Annotated in this window: 16 protein-coding genes and 1 pseudogene; 15 read left to right on the forward strand and 2 right to left on the reverse strand. The window is 66.5% G+C overall.

What is annotated here, in order from left to right; translation table 11 throughout:
* The 11 genes and pseudogenes from E3C22_RS24725 to E3C22_RS05170 form a co-directional block, all read left to right on the forward strand.
* Positions 1-121, forward strand: a pseudogene (locus E3C22_RS24725) (ISAs1 family transposase); the annotation flags it as partial.
* Positions 122-525: 404 nt separating this feature from the next.
* A complete protein-coding gene (gene puuE / locus E3C22_RS05125; RefSeq protein ID WP_134760951.1) occupies positions 526-1,971 on the forward strand; it encodes an allantoinase PuuE in 1,446 nt (481 codons plus the stop codon).
* Positions 1,968-2,987 carry an allantoicase gene (gene alc, locus E3C22_RS05130; protein ID WP_134760952.1) on the forward strand — a complete coding sequence of 340 codons (1,020 nt, stop codon included), beginning with the start codon at positions 1,968-1,970 and terminating at the stop codon, positions 2,985-2,987. Before puuE ends, alc begins: the two co-directional genes overlap by 4 nt.
* On the forward strand, positions 2,987-3,481 hold the full coding sequence (locus tag E3C22_RS05135) for an ureidoglycolate lyase (RefSeq protein ID WP_134760953.1): 495 nt from the start codon (positions 2,987-2,989) through the stop codon (positions 3,479-3,481). Before alc ends, E3C22_RS05135 begins: the two co-directional genes overlap by 1 nt.
* A 179-nt stretch (positions 3,482-3,660) precedes the next feature.
* Positions 3,661-5,019, forward strand: a complete 1,359-nt coding sequence (locus E3C22_RS05140) for an NAD-dependent succinate-semialdehyde dehydrogenase (protein ID WP_134760954.1) — start codon at positions 3,661-3,663, stop codon at positions 5,017-5,019.
* A 221-nt stretch (positions 5,020-5,240) separates the two neighbouring features.
* Positions 5,241-6,899, forward strand: a complete 1,659-nt coding sequence (gene pgi, locus E3C22_RS05145) for a glucose-6-phosphate isomerase (protein WP_134760955.1) — start codon at positions 5,241-5,243, stop codon at positions 6,897-6,899.
* A complete protein-coding gene (locus E3C22_RS05150; RefSeq protein ID WP_134760956.1) occupies positions 6,899-9,385 on the forward strand; it encodes a glycogen/starch/alpha-glucan phosphorylase in 2,487 nt (828 codons plus the stop codon). The genes pgi and E3C22_RS05150 overlap by 1 nt, the downstream gene beginning before the upstream one ends.
* Positions 9,386-9,503: 118 nt before the next feature.
* The gene (locus E3C22_RS05155; protein ID WP_134760957.1) at positions 9,504-11,006 is read left to right on the forward strand and encodes a sulfatase; all 1,503 of its coding nucleotides are present in this window, start codon (positions 9,504-9,506) and stop codon (positions 11,004-11,006) included.
* A 300-nt stretch (positions 11,007-11,306) separates the two neighbouring features.
* Positions 11,307-12,578 (forward strand): glucose-1-phosphate adenylyltransferase, encoded by a 1,272-nt coding sequence (glgC, locus tag E3C22_RS05160; protein ID WP_134760958.1) that lies wholly within the window; start codon positions 11,307-11,309, stop codon positions 12,576-12,578.
* 7 nt (positions 12,579-12,585) lie between these two features.
* A complete protein-coding gene (glgA, locus tag E3C22_RS05165; protein ID WP_134760959.1) occupies positions 12,586-14,031 on the forward strand; it encodes a glycogen synthase GlgA in 1,446 nt (481 codons plus the stop codon).
* A gap of 3 nt (positions 14,032-14,034) precedes the next feature.
* Positions 14,035-15,663, forward strand: coding sequence for an alpha-D-glucose phosphate-specific phosphoglucomutase (locus tag E3C22_RS05170; protein WP_134760960.1), 1,629 nt, complete (start codon positions 14,035-14,037; stop codon positions 15,661-15,663).
* A 70-nt stretch (positions 15,664-15,733) separates the two neighbouring features.
* On the opposite strand, the gene E3C22_RS05175 is transcribed toward E3C22_RS05170, so the two are convergent.
* The gene (locus tag E3C22_RS05175) at positions 15,734-15,946 is read right to left on the reverse strand and encodes a hypothetical protein (protein ID WP_134760961.1); all 213 of its coding nucleotides are present in this window, start codon (positions 15,944-15,946) and stop codon (positions 15,734-15,736) included.
* 148 nt (positions 15,947-16,094) lie between these two features.
* On the opposite strand from E3C22_RS05175, the gene E3C22_RS05180 reads away from it, so the two are divergent.
* The 4 genes from E3C22_RS05180 (at position 16,095) to E3C22_RS05195 (ending at position 19,989) form a co-directional block, all read left to right on the forward strand.
* Positions 16,095-16,406 (forward strand): hypothetical protein, encoded by a 312-nt coding sequence (locus tag E3C22_RS05180; RefSeq protein ID WP_342635617.1) that lies wholly within the window; start codon positions 16,095-16,097, stop codon positions 16,404-16,406.
* The gene (locus E3C22_RS05185; RefSeq protein WP_134760962.1) at positions 16,385-16,705 is read left to right on the forward strand and encodes a type II toxin-antitoxin system RelE/ParE family toxin; all 321 of its coding nucleotides are present in this window, start codon (positions 16,385-16,387) and stop codon (positions 16,703-16,705) included. Before E3C22_RS05180 ends, E3C22_RS05185 begins: the two co-directional genes overlap by 22 nt.
* A gap of 70 nt (positions 16,706-16,775) precedes the next feature.
* The gene (gene glgX, locus E3C22_RS05190; RefSeq protein ID WP_134760963.1) at positions 16,776-18,842 is read left to right on the forward strand and encodes a glycogen debranching protein GlgX; all 2,067 of its coding nucleotides are present in this window, start codon (positions 16,776-16,778) and stop codon (positions 18,840-18,842) included.
* Positions 18,843-19,023: 181 nt separating this feature from the next.
* Entirely contained in the window at positions 19,024-19,989 is a 966-nt protein-coding gene (locus E3C22_RS05195) for an AEC family transporter (RefSeq protein ID WP_134760964.1), read from the forward strand.
* Here the strand turns inward: E3C22_RS05195 and gluQRS are convergent.
* Complete coding sequence (gluQRS, locus tag E3C22_RS05200; RefSeq protein WP_134760965.1) at positions 19,970-20,902, reverse strand: tRNA glutamyl-Q(34) synthetase GluQRS; 933 nt, start codon at positions 20,900-20,902, stop codon at positions 19,970-19,972. The two genes, E3C22_RS05195 and gluQRS, sit on opposite strands and share 20 nt — an antisense overlap.
* Positions 20,903-20,934 lie beyond the last annotated feature (32 nt).

A 20,934-nucleotide genomic window follows, 5' to 3' on the forward strand; every position in this document is an offset into this window, starting at 1 on the left:
GCGGCGCCTCGCCCTCAACGTCGCCAGACTGCATCCCGACAAGACCCCCATGCGACGAAAACTCCTCAAGGCCGGATGGGACGAAAGCTTCTTCTTCGATCTCATTCGCCATATGCGATAGACCTGCTCAAGGGGGGAGATCAGGCCAATCGCCACCTCTCCCGCCACGATCCCGACGCCCTCCAACGCAAGGCCCGCGGCGAAATCCTCAACATTCCGAATGACGGGAGCTGAGGGAGTGGCAATCAGCCGATCCCCAAGGGCAATCGCTCGAAGCCCCGCACCGCCGGTGACGCTTCGATCTCCCCCCTTCCGGGGGAGATGGGTGGCAACCCAGAGGGGGGTATGGCGCCGGCGTCGGGACATGTCGGCGCCCGTCGCGCCCCCTCTGCCTTTTGAACCTGTTGAAGGGCGACATCTTCCGTCAAGGAGGAGATCAGGCTGCGCGCGGCCCCTCCCGATTGATCTGGCGTGAAACTGCCGCTACCCCTGTCGTCACCGATAAACGCCGCAATGCGACCCGCGATGACAGAGCGCTATCCCCGCGACCTCCTCGGCTACGGCAGGACGCCGCCCGACCCGAAATGGCCGAACCCTTCGGGCGAAGGTCATGCGAAGATCTGCGTCCAGTTCGTCGTCAATTACGAGGAGGGCGGCGAGAGCTCGATCCTCGACGGCGATCCTGCCTCCGAATCGCTCTTGTCCGAGATCGTTGGCGCTCAGCCCTGGCCCGGGCAGCGCAACCTCAACATGGAGTCGCTCTACGAATATGGCTCCAGGGCCGGCTTCTGGCGGCTGTGGCGGCTGTTCACCGAGCGCGACATGCCGGTCACCGTCTATGGCGTGACGCTGGCGCTGCAGCGCAATCCGGAAGCCGTCCAGGCGATGCTGGAGGCGGACTGGGAGATCGCCAGCCACGGTCTTCGATGGCTGGAATACAAGGACTTCTCCGAAGAGGAGGAACGCCGGCACATCGAAGAGGCGGTGCGTATCCACACGGCCGTCACCGGCTCGCGGCCGCTCGGCATCTATCAGGGCAAGCCCTCCGCCAACACCCTGAAGCTCGTGATGGAAGAAGGCGGCTTTGCCTATTCCTCCGACAGCTATTCCGACGATCTTCCCTATTGGATCCCGGGCCCGCACGGGCCGCATCTCATCATCCCCTACACCCTCGACACCAACGACATGCGTTTTGCGACGCCGCAGGGCTTCAATTCGGGCGAGCAGTTCTTCACCTATCTGAAGGACGCCTTCGACACGCTCTACGCCGAGGGCGAGGCAGGCCAGGCGAAGATGCTGAATATCGGCCTGCACTGCCGGCTGGTCGGCCGGCCGGGACGAATTGCCGCCCTCGCCCGCTTCCTCGACTATGTGCAATCGAAGCCGGACGTCTGGGTGGCCCGGCGGATCGACATCGCCCGGCACTGGCGCGAGCATTTCCCCTATACCCCCCGCCTCCAGCCGAGCCGGATGAGCGCCGGCGACTTCATCGCCGCCTTCGGTTCGGTCTTCGAACATTCGCCCTTCATCGCCGACCGGGCCTTCATGCAGGGGCTCCACGCCGCCAACGATACGCCCCTCGGCCTTGCCGGCGCGATGATCGCGGCGTTTCGCGAGGCGAGCGAGGCCGAGCGCCTCGGTATTCTGAAGGCGCATCCCGACCTTGCCGGCAGGCTGGCGCTGGCCGGCGATCTCACCGAGCAGTCGAAGGCCGAGCAGGCGGGTGCCGGGCTGGATCGGCTCAGCGAGGACGAACTTTCCCGCTTCACCGACCTCAACGACCGCTATGTCGAGCGCTTCGGCTTTCCTTTCATCGTCGCCGTGAAGGGCCTCGACAAAAGCGCGATCCTCGCCGCCTTCGAGCGCCGCGTCGAGAACGAACGAGCCGAGGAGTTCGCCACCGCCTGCCGCGAGGTCGAGAAGATCGCCCGCCTGCGCATCCAGTCCCTCTTCGAAAGCCATCCAGCATGAGTTCCGAACGCTTCCTGACTGCCGCTCCCCTGCCGGAGGCGGCGGAACTGACGCGCCGTTTCGTCGACCTCGCCCAGCCCCGGCTCGGTACCGGGGTGACCTTCGCGACCGACGACTTCTTTGCCGACAAGGCCCGGATGATCGACCCGGCGCCGCCGGTCTTCTATCCCGATCGCTTCGACGATCACGGCAAGTGGATGGACGGCTGGGAATCCCGCCGCAAGCGCACCGCCGGCCACGACCATGCGATCCTGCGCCTCGGCCAGCGCGGCGCCGTCGCGGCGATCGACGTCGAGACCTCCTTCTTCACCGGCAATTTCCCGCCCGAGGCGATGATCGAGGCGGCGGATACGGAAGCCGAGCCCGGCGAGGCCGACTGGCGGGTGCTGGTGCCGCGCACCGCGCTTGCCGGCAACGGCCACAACCTCTTCACCGTCGAGAGCGGCGCGCCGATCCGCTGGCTGAAGCTGCACATTTTGCCCGATGGCGGCGTCGCCCGGCTGCGGGTGTTCGGCACCATCGCCAAGGATTGGAGCGGCGTTTCGCCGGACGAGACCGTCGATCTCGGCGCCATGGAGAATGGCGGTACCGCCGTCGCCTGGAACGACGCCCATTACGGCCATCCCGCCAACATGCTGGCGCCGGGTCGCGCGCCGGTGATGGCGGACGGCTGGGAGACGGCGCGCCGCCGCGTTCCCGGCAATGACTGGTGCGTCCTGAAGCTCGGCACCGCCGGGACGGTCGAGCGCGTCCTTGTCGACACCAACCACTTCAAGGGCAACTATCCGGACCGCTTCGCCCTGCGGGGCGGGCGGCTCGGCGGCGAGACCACGACCGAGGCGATCGACGCCGCAAGCCGCGGCTGGCCATTGCTGATCGGCGAGACCAGGCTCGAGGCCCATGCCATCGCCGAGTTCGACGTGGAACGCCTGGCGGAGCCGATCACCCATGTGCGGCTCGACATCTTCCCCGATGGCGGCGTCTCGCGGCTGCGGCTGTTCGGGAAGAAGGCGTGATGGCGGCGCGGATCCTCAGGCCGCAGGCGCTGACCAGGGAGGCCTTCGCCCCCTTCGGCGAGGTGATCGAGACGCAAGGTGCCGAAGAGCGGTTGATCAACGCCGGCACGACGACGCGCTATCACGATCTTGCCCGGGTGGACGTCGAGGCAGCCGGCGGTCGCCCGCTGATCTCGATCTTTCGCGGCCAGCCCTTCGCCTCACCCGTGACGATCGCGATGTTCGAGCGTCATCCGCTCGGCAGCCAGGCCTTCTATCCGCTGTCGGGCCGGCCATGGCTGGCCGTCGTGGCGAAGGACGACGCCGGCCGGCCGGGCGACGCCTTCGCGTTCCTGGCGACCGCCACGCAGGGCGTGAACTATGCCCGCGGCGTCTGGCATCATCCGCTGCTGTCGCTCGAGGGGGTCTCGGATTTTCTCGTCGTCGACCGTGGCGGCGAAGACGCCAATCTCGAGGAACAGTGGCTTGAAAGCCCATATCGGCTCGAGATCTGAGCGGTACCGGCGTGTTGCCGCCACCCGCTTCAACGCCGGATGGCGGGACGACCCCGCGATCTTTTGGCGGGAACCCGCAGATCAGCGGCGCGCCGCCTTTTTCGCCGGGCAAAACACCCTAGCTTGGGCCCTATGCGGCCGGCCTGGCTCACGAGATAACCGCGACGGGACATTCCAAAATGCCTAAAAGCATCAACCCTGCGACGGGCGAAATCATCGAGGATTTCGCCGAGCACGACGATTCCGCGATCGAACGGGCGCTCGAAAATGCCGAACTCGCCTTTCGCGACTGGCGGCGGACGCCGTTCAGCCGGCGGGCCGACCTCCTGCGACGCACCGCCGACGTCCTCGAAAGCCGCAAGGACGAACTGGCGCGGATCGCGGTGCTCGAAATGGGCAAGCGGCTGAAGGAGGCCGTCGCCGAGGTGGAGAAGTCGGCGCTCGGCTGCCGCTACTATGCCGAACACGGCGAGGCGATGATCGCCGACGACGTTCGCGACGGACCGGCGGCGAAGAACTACGTCGCCTATCTGCCGATCGGGCCCGTCCTTGCGGTGATGCCCTGGAACTTCCCCTACTGGCAGTGCTTCCGCTTCATCGCCCCGGCGCTGATGGCGGGCAATGTCGGGCTGCTGAAGCATGCCTCCAATGTCAGCCAGTGCGCCCTCGAGATCGAGAAGGTGCTGCTCGAGGCCGATGCGCCGCAGGGCGTCTTCCAGACGCTGCTGATCTCCTCCAAGAAGGTCGAGCCGATCCTGCGCGACCGCCGGATCCGGGCCGCGACGCTGACCGGCAGCGAAGCGGCGGGTGCCGCCGTCGCATCGACGGCCGGCTCGGAGATCAAGACCACCCTTCTCGAACTCGGCGGCTCCGACCCGTTCATCGTCATGCCCTCGGCCGACATCGGCAAGGCCGTCGAGGTGGGCGTCACCGCCCGCATGCAGAACAACGGCCAGAGCTGCATCGCCGCCAAGCGCTTCATCGTCCACGAAGACGTCTATGACGACTATGCCGCGCGCTATCGCGACAAGCTGGAATCGATGACCGTCGGCGATCCGATGGATGCTGCGACGGATATCGGCCCGGTCGCGATGAAATCCGGCGTCGACGACCTGACAGACCAGATCGACCGCTCGGTGAAGGCCGGCGCAACGCTCACCACCGGCGGCGCCATCGACGGCAAGGGCTTCTACTTCAAGCCGTCGATGCTGGAAAATGTCGGCCCGGAAGCGCCCGCCTATCGCGACGAGCTGTTCGGCCCCTGCGCCATCTTCTTCAAGGTCAAGTCGATCGACGAGGCGATCGATCTCGCCAACGATTCCGACTTCGGGCTCGGCGGCTCGGTCTGGACCAACGAGGCCGGCGAGATCGAGCGCTTCGTCCGCGACCTCGATACCGGCGGCACCCATGTCAACCGGATGACCGCCTCCGATCCGCGCCTGCCCTTCGGCGGCGTCAAGCGCTCGGGCTACGGCCGCGAGCTCTCCAAAGAGGGTATTCATGCCTTCATGAACGCCAAGGCCGTGACCATCGACTGACCGAAGGGCCGCTGGCGCGCGCAACTTTCTGAAGCCTTGCCGAATGGCAGCTGCGACAATTGGAGTCGCAAGCTTCCGGTTACCAGCCGGCTATTTTCTCGGCACACTTGCCGGGTGCCTATGGGCAAGGCATAACTTCAACGTCGACTTCCGGTCGGCGGGCCCGCGTCTGTGGACGGCCGGGCCTGCCGATCTTTCGACAAAGCGAACGGACACGGCCAATGAGCACGACCCAATCTCAGGCACCGACCGACGATCCCTCACAGACATCCCTCGCCTCGCTTGCGCAGACCGCCAGCAAGCGCGGCATCCGCAGCCTGTTCGCCCATGACCCCGGCCGCTTCGAGGCATTCTCCGCCTCGGCGGCCGGCCTCCTCCTCGACTATTCCAAGACGGCGATCGATGCCCAGACGCTCGCCAGGCTGTTTGATTTCGCCAGGGCCTGCAGCCTCAGCGAAAAGCGCGATGCGATGTTCTCCGGCGAGCGCATCAACATCACCGAGAACCGCTCGGTCCTGCATGTCGCGCTGCGCGCCGAGCCCGCCGACGGTTACCGCGCCGACGGCGCCCCGGTGAGCGCCGAGGTCATGGAGGTTCTGACCGCCATGGCGAACTTCGCCACCAAGGTGCGTAACGGCGAGATCGCCGGCTCCGGCGGCGATCTGATCACCGACGTCGTCAATATCGGCATCGGCGGCTCGGATCTCGGCCCGGTGATGGCGACCCTGGCGCTCGCCCCCTATCATGACGGCCCGCGCACCCATTTCGTCTCGAATGTCGACGGCGCCCATATGGCCGACACGCTGAAGGGGCTGGATCCGAAAACGACCCTGTTCATCGTCGCGTCGAAGACCTTCACCACCATCGAGACGATGACCAACGCCGCGACCGCCCGGCGCTGGATCGTCGCCTCCCTCGGCGAGGCGGCGGTCGGCGATCATTTCGCCGCCGTCTCCACCGCCTTGGACAAGGTCGACGCCTTCGGCATCGCCAAGGAGCGCACCTTCGGCTTCTGGGAATGGGTCGGCGGGCGCTATTCGATCTGGTCGGCGATCGGCCTGCCGCTGATGCTCGCCATCGGGCCGGAGAATTTCCGCGCCTTTCTCGCAGGTGCCCGCGAGGTCGACCAGCATTTCAAGTCGGCGCCGCTGGAGGAAAACCTGCCGGTGCTGCTCGGCCTCGTCGGCTACTGGCACCGGGCGCTGATGCATTATCCGACCCGGGCGATCATCCCCTACGACCAGCGCCTGTCCCGCTTCCCGGCCTATCTCCAGCAGCTCGACATGGAATCCAACGGCAAGGGCGTCGGCCTCGACGGCGAGCCCGTCGACATCAGCGGTCCGGTCGTCTGGGGCGAGCCCGGCACCAACGGCCAGCACGCCTTCTTCCAGCTGATCCACCAGGGCACCGACGTCATCCCGGTCGAGTTCATGGTCGGCGCCAACGCCCATGAGGGCGCCGACATGTCCGACCATCAGGACCTGCTCCTCGCCAATTGCCTTGCCCAGAGCGAGGCGCTGATGAAGGGCCGTTCACTGGAGGAGGCACGCCAGCAGCTGCTCGATGCCGGGCGCTCTGCCGATGACGCCGACCGCGTCGCGCCGCACCGGGTGTTCACCGGCGACCGGCCGTCGATCACCATCCTCTACTCGACCCTCGATCCCAGAACCCTCGGCGCGCTGATCGCGCTCTACGAGCACCGGGTCTTCGTCGAGGCGCAGCTGTTCGGGATCAACGCCTTCGACCAGTGGGGCGTCGAGCTCGGCAAGGAGCTTGCCAGCAACCTCGTCCCGATCGTCACCGGAGAAGACGCGGCGACGGGCCGCGACGCCTCCACGCAAGGCCTCGTTGCCGCCATCCACTCCATGAGGAATGCCTGATGTCAGCCAGCCCCGAGATCGAACCCATCGGCGCCACGGTTCCGGAACCGCGCCAGAACGACCCGGACACGCTGGCGCGCCAGATCGTCGAGAAGCTGACCTATTCCATCGGCAAGCATCCCGAGCAGGCCCGCAAATACGACTGGCTGAGGGCAACCACCCTCGTCGTGCGCGACCGGATCATCGATCACTGGTTCGCCTCGACCGACCGGATCCGCGCCAGCAAGGACAAGCGGGTCTACTACCTCTCGATGGAGTTCCTGATCGGCCGGCTCTTGCGCGACGCGATCAACAATCTCCAGCTCACCCAGCCGATCGGCGAGGCCCTCAAGCGCTACAATGTCGATCTCGACATGGTCGAGCTTCTGGAGCCCGACGCCGCCCTGGGCAATGGCGGCCTCGGCCGCCTCGCCGCCTGCTTCATGGAATCGATGGCGTCCACCGGCGTGCCCGGCGTCGGCTACGGCATCCGCTACGTCCACGGCTTCTTCCGCCAGGAGATCGCCGAGGGCGCGCAGGTGGAACTGCCGGAAACCTGGCTCGTCCACGGCAATCCGTGGGAGTTCGAGCGGCGGGAGTCGAGCTACGAGATCGGCTTCGGCGGCAAGGTGATGACCCAGCAGGAGCCCGGCAAGCCGCCGCGGCAGGTCTGGCGTCCGGCCGAGCGAGTGCTGGCCGTCGCCTTCGATACGCCGATCGTCGGCTGGCGCGGCGAGCAGGTGAACACCCTGCGCCTGTGGAGCGCCCAGGCGATCGACCCGATCCTGCTCGACGCCTTCAATTCCGGCGATCACATCGGCGCCCTGGTCGAATCCAACAAGGCGGAGGCGATCACCCGCGTTCTCTATCCGGCCGATTCACACCAGGCCGGCCAGGAGCTGCGGCTCAGGCAGGAATACTTCTTCTCCGCCGCCTCGCTGCAGGACATCATCCGACGCCATCTTGGCGAGAACGACAGCCTCGACAATCTTGCGGAAAAGGTCGCGATCCAGCTGAACGACACCCATCCGGCGGTGTCGGTGGCCGAGCTGATGCGGCTCCTCGTCGACGTTCACGGCTATGACTGGGCCAAGGCCTGGACGATCACCCGCGCGACCTTCGGCTACACCAACCACACCCTCCTGCCGGAGGCGCTGGAGCACTGGCCGATCAACCTCTTCGAGCGGCTGCTGCCGCGCCAGATGCAGATCATCTACCAGATCAACGCCGACATCATCCGTCAGGCGTCGCAGGACAAGGGCTTCGACGGCGCCCAGATCTCCGCCATCTCGCTGATCGACGAGGGCCATGGCCGCCGCGTCAGGATGGGCCAGCTCGCCTTCGTCGGCAGCCATGCGGTGAACGGCGTCTCGGCGCTGCACACCGAACTGATGAAGGAGACGGTGTTCCAGAACCTTCACCAGCTCTATCCGGAGCGCATCCAGAACAAGACCAACGGCGTCACGCCGCGGCGCTGGCTGATGGAGTGCAATCCCGGCCTCACCGGCCTTCTGACCGACGCGATCGGCCCGCGCTTCCTCGACGATATCGAAAAGCTCGCCGATGCCGACCCGCTGGCCGACGATGCCGCCTTCCGCGAGAAGTTCGCTGCGGTGAAACGGGCCAACAAGGCGCGCCTCGCCGACGTCATCTCCGACAGGCTCGCCATCACCCTCGACCCGGACGCCATATTCGACATCCAGGTCAAGCGTATCCACGAATACAAGCGGCAGTTCCTCAATATCATCGAGGCGATCGCCCTCTACAACCAGATCCGCGCCCATCCGGAAAAGAGCTGGACCCCGCGGGTCAAGATCTTCGCCGGCAAGGCCGCGCCGAGCTACGTGCAGGCCAAGGAGATCATCCATCTTGCCAACGACGTCGCCCGGCTGATCAACTCCGATCCGGCGGTGCGCGATCTTCTGAAGGTGGTGTTCGTCCCGAACTACAATGTCAGCCTCGCCGAGATCATCATGCCGGCAGCGGACCTGTCGGAGCAGATCTCGACGGCTGGCCTCGAGGCCTCCGGCACCGGCAACATGAAATTCGCGCTCAACGGCGCGCTGACCATCGGCACGCTGGACGGCGCCAATGTCGAGATGCTGGAGCATGTCGGCGAGGAGAACATCTTCATCTTCGGCCTCAAGGCCGACGAGGTCGCCCAGCGGCGCCGCGAGGCGCATAGCGGCCGCTCGATCATCGAGCGGACGCCGCTCCTGCGCGAGGCGCTGGATGCGATTTCGACGGGCGTGTTCGCACCGGAGAGCCCGGCCCGCTATCACACTCTCGTCTCCAACCTCTACAACAACGACTGGTGGATGATCTGCGCCGATTTCGAGGCCTACTGGAAGACCCAGCGCAGCCTCGACAGCCTGTTCCTCGACCAGAATGCCTGGCAGTCGAAGGCGGTGCACAACACCGCGCGGATGGGCTGGTTCTCCTCCGACCGCTCGATCCGGGAATATGCCAAGGACATCTGGCAGGCAGGGCCCGGCAAGGTCACCTGAGGCCGACCTTCCAATTGCGAACATAACTATCTGCGAGGCTTACGGACCGCCTGGGTGACCCCCGGGCGGTCTTTTTCGTATGCGGCGCCCATGGCGCCGATCATTCGGAGTTTTTCCAATGACCCTGTCCCGGCGTGACTTTCTCCTCACCGCGAGCGCCGCAGGCGCAAGCCTTGCGGTCGCGGACGCCGCGCTCGCCCAGCAGCCGCGCATCAACCTCTCTCAGACGGCCAGACGGCCGGACAAGCCCAACGTCATCCTGATCGTGATCGACACGCTGCGGCGCGACCATCTCGGCGTCTACGGCAATGGCTGGATGAAGACGCCGGCGCTCGACCAGCTCGGCCGGCAGAGCCTGCGCTTCACCCGGGCGACGCCCGAGGCGATGCCGACCATTCCGGCGCGGCGGTCGATCCATTCGGGCATGCGGACCTTCCCGTTCCGCAATTGGGAGCGCCGCGCCGGCAACGGCTCGTCGGTCTGGGGCTGGCAGCACATCCCCGACGACCAGCCGACGCTCGCCGAGCAGCTGGAGAAGGCCGGCTACGAGACGATGCTGGTTACCGACGTGCCGCACGAATTCACCCCGGGCATGAACTTCTCCCGCGGCTTCAAGCTCGTCGACTGGGTCCGCGGACAGGAGGGCGATCCCTACCGCCCCTACTGGTCGGTCGATCCGTTCGAGCTGCAGAAATTCATGTGGCGCGATGCCGATGGTCAGGCGCTGACGACGAAATACGGCAATGCGCCGCTCGCCCGCGAGCTTAGGCAGTATCTCGCCAACACCCAGGACAGGCGGGCCGAGGACGACCGCTTCGCCGCCCGCGTGTTCCGCTCGGCGGCCCGGGCGCTGGAAGGCATTCCGCGCGACAAGCCGTTCTTCCTGACGGTCGATTCCTTCGATCCGCACGAGCCCTGGGACGCACCGCGGCGCTACGCCGACGCCTATGACGATCCGGGCTATGACGAACCGGAACCGGTCACCCCGCGCTACGGCTCCAGCGACTATCTGCCGGAACGCCAGTTGCAGCGGATGCGAGCGCTCTATGCCGGCGAGATCACCATGACCGACACCTGGCTCGCCTTCTTCCTCGACCGGCTGCACCAGATGAGCCTTCTCGACGATACCGTCATCCTGCTCACCAGCGACCACGGCATGGCCCTCGGCGAGCATGGCGCCCTCGGCAAGCCGGCCTATGCGCTCTGGCCGGAGATGACCGACACGCCCTTGTTCATCCGCCATCCGAACGGCACCGCGGCCGGCGAGGCGCGCGACTATTTCGCCTCGACCCACGACATCCTGCCGACGATCCTCTCCTTTGCCGGGGTCGAACCCAGGAAGGAGACCGATGGCAGCGACCTCTCCCCGCATCTCGACGGCAAGGCGGGCACCGTGCGCGAACATTTCACCTCCGGCCTCAACGACTATGTCTGGGTGTCCGACAAGCGCTTCGCGATGATCTCCCGCAACGACGGCAGCGAGGCGAAGCTCTACGACATCGCCGCAGATCCGGAGCAGGCCAAGGATTTGGCTGGGGACAAGCCGCAGGAGGTCAAGCGGCTGTTCGATCTCGTCCTGAAGGACGCCGGCGGCGAGCCGCTGCCGCATTACGACCTGTAGGGCCGAGCGAGCGGGCGGCGGGCGGCGTAACAACACCTCTCCCGCCGCCCTCCTCCCCTCCGGCACGAGAATCGTTGCGCATCGGCCAGGTTTGACGATCCGCGGAGCGTTGCCGGTCGAGCTTATCGAGCCGCGGGCCGTGCACGGCCATCGCTGCTTGACTCTCTCCGCCCTATCTTCACTCTTTGCGCTCACAAGACGGGTCGTCGCGGCCGCTTTTTCCGAAGCTGCCGGCACGATTCCGCAAATCGCAACGATGCGGCATGAAAGCCCGCACGATCCGCCGGGCAGGGAGGGACAATGCCAGACTCACGACCGTTCGCGCCGCTGGCGCGCGACGCCATGGCTTATGTGCTGGCGGGTGGCCGCGGCAGCCGTCTGCTCGAACTCACCGACAATCGGGCAAAGCCCGCCGTCTATTTCGGCGGCAAGACCCGCATCATCGATTTCGCCCTGTCGAACGCCATCAATTCCGGCATCCGCCGCATCGGCGTCGCCACCCAGTACAAGGCCCACAGCCTGATCCGGCATCTGCAGAACGGCTGGAACTTCCTGCGGCCCGGCCGCAACGAGAGCTTCGACATCCTGCCGGCCAGCCAGCGCGTGTCGGAAGACCAGTGGTATGCGGGCACGGCCGACGCGGTCTACCAGAACATCGACATCATCGAGGACTACGCGCCGAAATACATCGTCATTCTCGCCGGTGATCACATCTACAAGATGGATTACGAGATCATGCTCCAGCAGCATGTCGATTCCGGCGCCAACGTGACGGTCGGCTGTCTGGAAGTGCCACGCATGGAGGCCACCGGCTTCGGCGTCATGCATGTCGACGAGAACTTCGTGATCACCGATTTCGTCGAGAAGCCGAAGGATCCGCCCTCCATCCCCGGCCGGCCGGACGTCGCCCTCGCCTCGATGGGCATCTACGTCTTCGAGACCAACTTCCTGATGGACCAGCTGCGGCGCGACGCATCCGACCCGAATTCCCAGCGCGACTTCGGCAAGGACATCATCCCCCATATCGTTCGGCACGGAAAGGCGGTCGCCCACCGCTTCAACCGCTCGGTCGTGCGCTCGGCGATGGAGCCCGACAGCGAAGCCTACTGGCGCGACGTCGGCACGGTCGACGCCTACTGGCAGGCCAATATCGACCTGACCGACATCGTCCCGCCGCTCGACGTCTACGACCGCGACTGGCCGATCTGGACCTATGCGGAGATCAATCCGCCGGCGAAGTTCGTCCATGACGAGGACGGACGGCGCGGCATGGCGATCTCCTCCCTGGTCTCGGGCGACTGCATCATCTCCGGCGGCTCGCTGAACCGCTCGCTGCTGTTCACCGGCGTCAGGGTGCACTCCTATTCCCATCTCGACCATGCCGTCGTCCTGCCCCGGACGGACATCGGCCGCAGCGCCAGGATCCGCAATGCGGTGATCGACCGCGGCGTGCACATTCCGGACGGACTCGTGATCGGCGAGGATCCGGAACTCGACGCCAAGCGGTTCCGCCGCACCGAATCCGGCATCTGCCTCGTCACCCGGGCGATGATCGAGCGGCTGAGCTACTGACCTGGCGATGCAGATCCTCTCGATTGCCTCGGAAGCCTTTCCGCTGATCAAGACCGGTGGGCTCGCCGATGTCGCCGGCGCGTTGCCCTTCGCGCTGGCCGAACACGCCTGCCGCGTCGTCACGCTGCTGCCGGGCTATCCGACCGTCATGCGGGCGATCGAGACCGCCGGCGCCGACGTCGAGGTGCTGCCGCTCGACACCGTGCTCGGCGCGCCCGCCCGGATCCTCGCCGTCGACCTCGCCGGACTGAAGCTCTTCGTCCTCGACATGCCGACGCTCTACGACCGCCTCGGCGGCCCTTACACCGACGCCGGCGGCCACGACTTCGGCGACAACTGGATGCGCTTTGCCGCTCTCTCCAAGGCGGGCGCGATGATCGCGCAAGGGGCAGTGCCGGGCTTTCTCCCCGACATCGTCCATGTCCACGACTGGCAGGCGGCGCTGACGCCGGTCTATCTCGCCGCCTCCAACCGGCCGCGGCCGAAGACCGTTCTCACCATCCACAACCTCGCCTTCCAGGGAAACTATCCCTCGGCGATCTTCCCGCAGCTGGAGCTGCCGGCCGCCACCTGGTCCATCGAGGGTGTCGAATATTACGGCAATGTCGGCTATCTGAAGGGCGGGCTACACGCCTGCGACGTCGTCACCACCGTCAGCCCTACCTATGCCAAGGAGATCGTCACCGAGGGCAGCGGCATGGGCCTCGACGGGCTCCTGCGCGGCCGCGGCTCGCGCCTCGTCGGCATCGTCAACGGCATCGACACCAGGGTCTGGGATCCGGCCAGCGATCCGGCGCTCGCCGCGAACTATTCGGCGCGGGAGCTCAAGCCGCGCATCCACAACAAGCGCGCCCTCGAGGGCGAATTCGGCCTCAGGCGGGAGAACGGCCCGATCCTTGCCGTGGTCAGCCGGCTGACCTGGCAGAAGGGCCTCGACCTCGTCGCGGAGGTCTGCGACGAGCTGGTGGAGCGCGGCGTCCGCCTCGTCGTCGTCGGCTCCGGCGAGGCGATGATCGAAGGCACCTTCCAGGCCGCCCATTCGCGCCATCCCGACCGTGTCGGCGTGAGGATCGGCTATGACGAGGAACTGTCGCACCGGGTTCAGGCCGGCGCCGACGCGATCCTCATTCCGTCGCGCTTCGAGCCCTGCGGCCTCACCCAGCTCTACGGTCTTCGCTATGGCTGCATCCCGGTGGTCGCCAAGGTCGGCGGCCTGGCCGACACCGTCGTCGACGCGAACTACGCCGCGGTCAGTGCCGAGGCCGCGACCGGTGTCATCTTCACCCCACCCGACCGGGCCTCGCTTCTCGAGGCGGTCGACCGCACGCTCGGCCTCTACGAAGAGGCCCGCGTCTGGCGAAGAATGCAGGCTGCGGCTATGAAAGCGGATGTTTCTTGGACGAAGAGCGCGAGGCTCTATGCGGGCCTCTACAGCGATCTGATGAAAGAGTAGACGATGATCGAGACGATCGCCACCACGCCCTACGACGATCAGAAGCCCGGCACCTCCGGACTGCGCAAGAAGGTACCGCACTTCCAGCAGCCGAACTACGCGGCGAACTTCATCCAGTCGATCTTCGACGCCCTGCCGCTGGACGGCGGCGAGACGCTGGTGATCGGCGGCGACGGCCGCTTCTACAACCGCGAAGTCATCCTGATGGCGATCCGCATGGCCGCCGGCAACGGCTATGGCCGCGTCGTCGTCGGCCAGAACGGCATTCTCTCCACCCCCGCCGCCTCGAACCTCATCCGCAAGCGCGGGGCATCGGGCGGCATCATCCTCTCTGCCAGCCACAATCCCGGCGGTCCGAACGGCGATTTCGGCATCAAGTACAATGCGGCAAACGGCGGCCCGGCGCCGGAGCGGATCACCGAAAAGATCTACGAGGCCTCGAAGTCGATCAGCCGCTACCGCGTCTGGACCTCGACCGCGCCGGATATTTCGAAGCTCGGCGAGACGAAGCTCGGCGACATGGTGGTCGAGGTGGTCGACCCGGTCGCGGACTATGCCGCGCTGATGGAGACGCTGTTCGATTTTCAGAAGATCCGCGACCTCATCGCCTCGGGCTTCGGCATTCGTTTCGACGCGATGCATGCCGTGACCGGGCCCTATGCGACCGAAATCCTGGTCAATCGCCTCGGGGCCTCGCCGGACAGCGTCGTCAATGCCGTGCCGATGGAGGATTTCGGCGGCGGCCATCCTGATCCCAACGCCGTCCACGCCAAAGACCTGATCGACGCGCTGATGGCCGCGAACGGGCCGGATTTCGGCGCCGCTTCCGACGGCGACGGCGACCGCAACCTGATCGTCGGCAAGGGCATCGTCGTCTCGCCGTCGGATTCGCTCGCCGTCCTCGCCGCCAATGCCCATCTCGCCCCCGGCTATGCGCGCGGGATCGCCGGTGTTGCCCGCTCGATGCCGACCAGCCAGGCGGCCGATCGCGTTGCCGAGAAGCGCGGCATCGGCATCTATGAGACGCCGACCGGCTGGAAGTTCTTCGGCAACCTGCTCGACGCCGGCAAGGTGACCATCTGCGGCGAGGAATCCGCCGGGACCGGCTCCGACCACGTGCGCGAAAAGGACGGCGTCTGGGCCGTGCTCCTCTGGCTGAACATTTTGGCCGAGCGACGCGAGAGCGTTCAGGCGATCATGGAGAGCCACTGGGCGGAGTTCGGCCGGAACTTCTATCAGCGCCACGATTACGAGGAGATCGATTCCAAGGCGGCGAACGGCCTGATGGAATCGCTCAGGGACCGTCTCGCCTCGATGGCCGGCCAGCGTTTCGGAACGCTCGTCGTCTCGGAGGCCGACGACTTTTCCTACAAGGACCCGATCGACGGCTCGGTGGCGACCAGCCAGGGCGTCCGGATCGTCTTCTCCGGCGGCTCGCGCATCGTCTACCGGCTGTCCGGCACGGGCACCAAGGGTGCGACGCTGCGCGTCTATATCGAGCGCTTCGAGGCCGATCCGGCGAAGCATGCCCTCGCCCCGAAAGAGGCGCTGAACGAACTGATCGACACCGCCGACGTCATCGGCGAGATCAGGAAGCGGACCGGGCGGACGGAGCCGGACGTCATCACCTGACGAAAGGCTGCGTGGCGACGCGAGATCTTCTCGCGCCCGGTCGCCTGCCGTCCGCCGATGGCAGGTGACCTTACGGAGCGATGACGATCTCGACGCGGCGATTCTGCTGCCTGCCGCCATTTTCGAACATGCGCTGGTCGAGCGTCGGGTTACCGGAATTGCTGTCGAGCGACGCGATGGCGCGGGTGCTCGCCGGCGATTCGCCGACGACGCTTGCCAGCGCGCCGCCCGCCATGAAGCAAGTGAGATCGAGCAGAGCGCAGAGTAAGATCTTCTGGGACATCGGTGAGATCCTTCATGTTCGCCCGGCCGCCGATGCGGCTCGCCGCTGTCCCTGAAATTGCGCGTTTCCTCGCCTGACGTCGGTGACCGGCATCACAGGGGTCGGCCCTGAGCCGCTTCCGTGTCCGGTGCGAGCGCGTAACCGCTCGTTGCCGACTGCACAGCGGATCGTGCAGTTTGACCGTCGGACGGGCGGACTTTCCAGCGTCCGCGTTCGCGGGCATATTGTTGCCATGACCAAGTTGCTCGACCGCGCCTTCGATCGCATCCGCGCTTTGCCAGAGGAGGCGCAGGACGTGCTCGCCCACGAACTCCTGCAGATGACCGGCGAGGAGCAACCGGTCCATCGGCTCGCGCCCGACGAAAAGGCGTCGATGGCCGCCTCCATGGAAGAGGCTGCGCGCGGGCAATTCGCCTCCGACGGGGAAGTACGAGCGGTTTGGGCGAAACACGGCCTCTGACACTGCGCTACACGCCTCGGGCGCTCGTCGAACTCGACGAGATCCTCGAATATATCGGCGAACAGTCGCCGAACGGGGCGGACAAAGTCCGCAATCGACTGCGCGGCATCATCGATTTCCTGTGCAGCTATCCGCTGGCCGGTCAGGCCACCGATCTGCCGATGCTGCGACGCATCGTGGCACGCCCATACCCCTATCTGATCTTCTACCAGGTTCTCGATGGCGAGATCGTCGTCATCGCGGTTCGCCACGCCGCCCGCGATCCACACACCATGCCCGACGAAGCGAGCGAGAAATGAGCCGAACTCGTCCCCGGTCCGCACCGGCCTTCACGCCAACGAAACTCATTCAGGCGCAATCGTCTCACCCATGACCTTCCAGATCACTTCCGAGCGCGGGCTGCCAAAGCGGCTTGGTGCCATTCCGAGAAAGCGCGGCGTGCTCTTTGCCGTCACCTCGCACAATGCCGACAGGATCGAGCTGTGCCTGTTCGACGAGACCGGGACGAAGGAGGTCCAGCGCCTGGCGCTGCCCGGCGAGGCGGACGGTGTGCGTTACGGTTTCGTGCCGGACCTGAAGCCCGGCGCCCGCTACGGCCTGCGAGCCCACGGGCCGTTCGACCCGGCAAAGCGGCATCGCTTCGATCCCTCCAAGCTCCTTGTCGACCCCTACGCCGTCCGGCTCGACCGGCCCTTCGTCTACCACCCCTCGCTGGTCGCGCCGCCTGAACGCAGGCTGGACACCGCCCCCTTCGTGCCGCGTGCGATCGTCACCGATCTCTCGCGCGATGCCGCGCCGCTGCCTTCGGCACGGCCTGGATTCGTTTACGAGCTGCATGTGCGCGGCTTCTCCCAGCGCCACCCTGCGGTGCCGGATCCGATCCGCGGCACCCTTGCCGCCCTCGCCGAACCTGTCTGTCTCGACCATATCCGGGCCCTCGGCGTCGACACCATCGAACTGATGCCCGTCGCCGCCTGGGTCGACGAACGGCACCTCACCGAGCTCGGCCTCACCAATGCCTGGGGCTACAATCCGGTCACCCACATGGCGCTCGATCCGCGGCTGGCGCCCGGCGGCCCCGCCGACATGCGCCGGCTGGTGGATGCATGCCACGAGCGTGGCATCCGCGTGCTCCTCGACGTCGTCTTCAACCATTCCGGCGAGGGACCGGCGGAAGGGCCGACGCTCTGCTACCGCGGCCTCGACAACGCGCTCTACTACCGCCACGGCGAGGACGGCTCGCTCGTTAACGACACCGGCACCGGCAACACCTTCGCCTGCGACCGCCCGGCCGTCATCCGCCTCGTGGTCGACGCGCTCCGCCACTATGTCGAGACGATGGGGATCGACGGCTTCCGCTACGATCTCGCCCCCGTGCTCGGCCGCAGCGACGAAGGATATTCCCCTGACGCGCCGCTGCTCGAGGCGATCGCGAAAGATCCGCTGCTGAGGGACCGCATCCATGTCGCCGAATCCTGGGATATCGGTCCCGGCGGCTATCAGGTCGGCAATTTCCCGCCGCCCTTCTACGAATGGCAGGACCGGTTCCGCGACGACGTCCGAAAGTTCTGGCGCGGCGATGCCGATGCCGTCCGCGACCTTGCAACCCGCCTCGCCGGCTCCGAGGACATCTTCGGCGGCAATGGCCGCCGCCCCTCCGCCGGGGTGAACATGATCGCGCCGCATGACGGCTTCGCTCTTGCCGACCTTGCCGCCTACGATCACAAGCACAACCTCGCAAACGGCGAGAAGAACCGCGACGGCCACGGCGAGAACTATAGCTGGAACAACGGCGTCGAGGGTCCGACCACGGATCTTGCCATCCTCGAGGCCCGCCACCGCGACATCCGGGCACTCTTCTCGACGCTGTTCGTCTCGCGCGGCAGCCTGATGATCGTCGCCGGCGACGAGATCGGCCGCAGCCAGGGTGGCAACAACAACGCCTATTGCCAGGACAACGAAACCCTCTGGCTCGACTGGCAGAATGCCGACGGCGATCTTGCCCGCTTCGTTGCGAGCCTTGCGCGGCTGCGCCGCGAGCACCCGGCGCTGTCGGCCGACCGCTTCCTCACCGGCGGCATCGTCGAGGGCGGCGAGGTGGAGGACGTCGTCTGGCTGACCGAGGCTGGCAGCCCGATGACCGAGGCCGAGTGGCACGATCCGGCGCGCCGCTTCCTCGGCATGAGCGTCTATGCGCCGCGAAGGGCCAGTGAGGAGGAGAGCGAACGGGCGCTGGTCTATCTCAATGCCGGACGGGAGCCTGTCGCCGCCACTCTCCCTTCGCCGCGCGCCGGCCACGCCTTCCAGCTTTTCCTGCGCTCGGACAGGCCCGAGGCGTCGCCTGAACATCCCGATATCGGCGACGTCGTCACCGTCGATGGGCGTTCGGTCGTCATTCTGATCGAGCATCGCACAGCGTCCGGTCGGCGGCCTTAAGACAGCCGCCTCCGCCGATCCCCTGCGGGGCCTTGCTCCGGCCTGCCGCGCCGCGTAGCAAGAGGCGGTAACCGTTCATCGAAGGGTCCTGATGGCCGGCGGCACTGCCACGTGCCGGCCGTCCGGGCTTTCCTCCCGCTGTCTTCCCGATCTTACCGGGCGTTGTCGCCCTGCGCCCGTCATGCACACCATTCTCGCCATCATCGTCCCGATCTTCAGCATGATCGCCCTCGGCTATGCCGCGGCGCGTGTCGGCCTTCTCTCGGAGGCGGTGGGAGACGGGCTTGCGCATTTCGTCTTCGTCATCGCCGTGCCGGTGCTGCTCTTCCGAACGCTGGCGACGATGAGCTTCGGCGACGCCAATCCGGTGCTGCTGTGGCTGTCCTATTTTTCCGGCGTCGCCATCACCTGGACGCTCGGCACTTTGGCGATCGGCAAATTCGCCAAGGCCGATCACCGGACCGGGGTGATCGCCGGCATCTCGTCGAGCTTCGCCAACACGGTCTTCGTCGCCATCCCGACCCTGCAGCGGGCCTTCGGCGATGCCGGCCTCGAGCCACTTCTGATCATCATCTCGATCCACCTGCCGGTGATGATGATCGCCTCGACCCTTCTGATCGAGCGCGCCGCCGCCCTCGACGTCGCCGTCGGAGCGGAAATTGCCCGTGAGCCGGTGCCGCTGATGCGCACGTTGCAGCGCATGGCGCGGAACCTCCTCACCAATCCGATCGTCGTCGGCATTCTGACCGGCGTCTGCTGGCACGGGCTCGGGCTGCCGCTCACGGGCGCGCTCGACGAGGTGACGCGGCTCCTCGGTGGGACGGCCGGCGGCCTCGCGCTCTTCTCGCTGGGCATGTCGCTGACCCGCTACGGCCTTCGCGGCGACATCATCGCGTCGTCGCTGATCGCCCTCCTGTCGCTGATCGTCATGCCGCTCTGCGTCTGGCTGTTTGCGCGGGAGTTGGGCCTGCCGCCGCTCTGGCTGAAGGGCGCCGTCCTGACGGCGGCGGCCCCGGCCGGCATCAACGCCTATCTTTTCGCCACCTATTTCAAGGCCGGCGAAAAGCTCGCGGCGACGACGATCCTGATTTCCACCGTCGCCTCGGTGGTGACGCTCAGCCTCTGGCTCAAGATTCTCGGCGTCTGAGGATGTCGCCCGCCGGGCCGCCCGGTCGGCCGGAAAGGCCGACCATCCGGCGGATGTCCTCGGCCGTCAGCCCCGCCTTGCGCAGCGAGCGGATCGAGGTATCGCCGGCGCTTTTAGAAAGCTTGCGGCCGTCGGCATCGAGGATCAGCGGGTGGTGGTGGTAGCGCGGCGGAGTCAGGCCGAGCAGCGCCTGCAGCAGCCGGTGGATGCTCGTCGCATAGAACAGGTCGCGCCCCCTGACGACGTCGGTAACGCCCTGGATCGCATCGTCGACGACCACCGACAGATGGTAGCTCGTCGGAATGTCCATCCGCCCGAGAATGACGTCGCCCCATTCCAGCGGCCGCGCCACGATGGCGCCGCTCTCGCCGAGCGGCGAGGCGCCATGCTCGTCCCAGGTCAGCGCCGGCACCATCTCGATCGCCCGTTCGACGTCGAGCCTCCAGGCGAAGCGCTCGCCATCGCTCATCCGGCGCTCGCGTTCCCCGGTCGAGGCATGGCGGTCGAGCCCCGGATAGAGCGGCGCGCCGTCGGGATCGCGCGGCCAGGCCCGCCCCTCCTCCGCCTCGAAGCGCTCGACATGCGCCCTGATCTCGCCGCGCGACATGAAAGCCGGATAGACCAGGTCTTCAGCCGCCAAGGCCTCGAGCGCGGCGGCATAGTCGTGCATGTGTTCGGATTGCCGGCGCGGCGCCTCGTCCCATTCGATGCCGAGAAAGGCGAGGTCCTCCTCCACCTGCCGCTCGAATGTCGGCGTGCAGCGGGCGGTATCGATGTCCTCGTGGCGCAGGAGGAATTTTCCGCCGGAGGCCCGCGCGAGGTCGAAATTGACGAGGGCCGAATAGGCATGGCCGAGATGCAGCTCGCCGTTCGGGCTCGGCGCGAATCGGAACACGGCGTCGATATTGGACATGATCGGCAATTCCCTCGTTGGCCCGTCCTGCT

The sequence above is a fragment of the Jiella endophytica genome (genome assembly GCF_004519335.1).
In the GTDB taxonomy this organism is placed as follows: domain Bacteria; phylum Pseudomonadota; class Alphaproteobacteria; order Rhizobiales; family Rhizobiaceae; genus Jiella; species Jiella endophytica.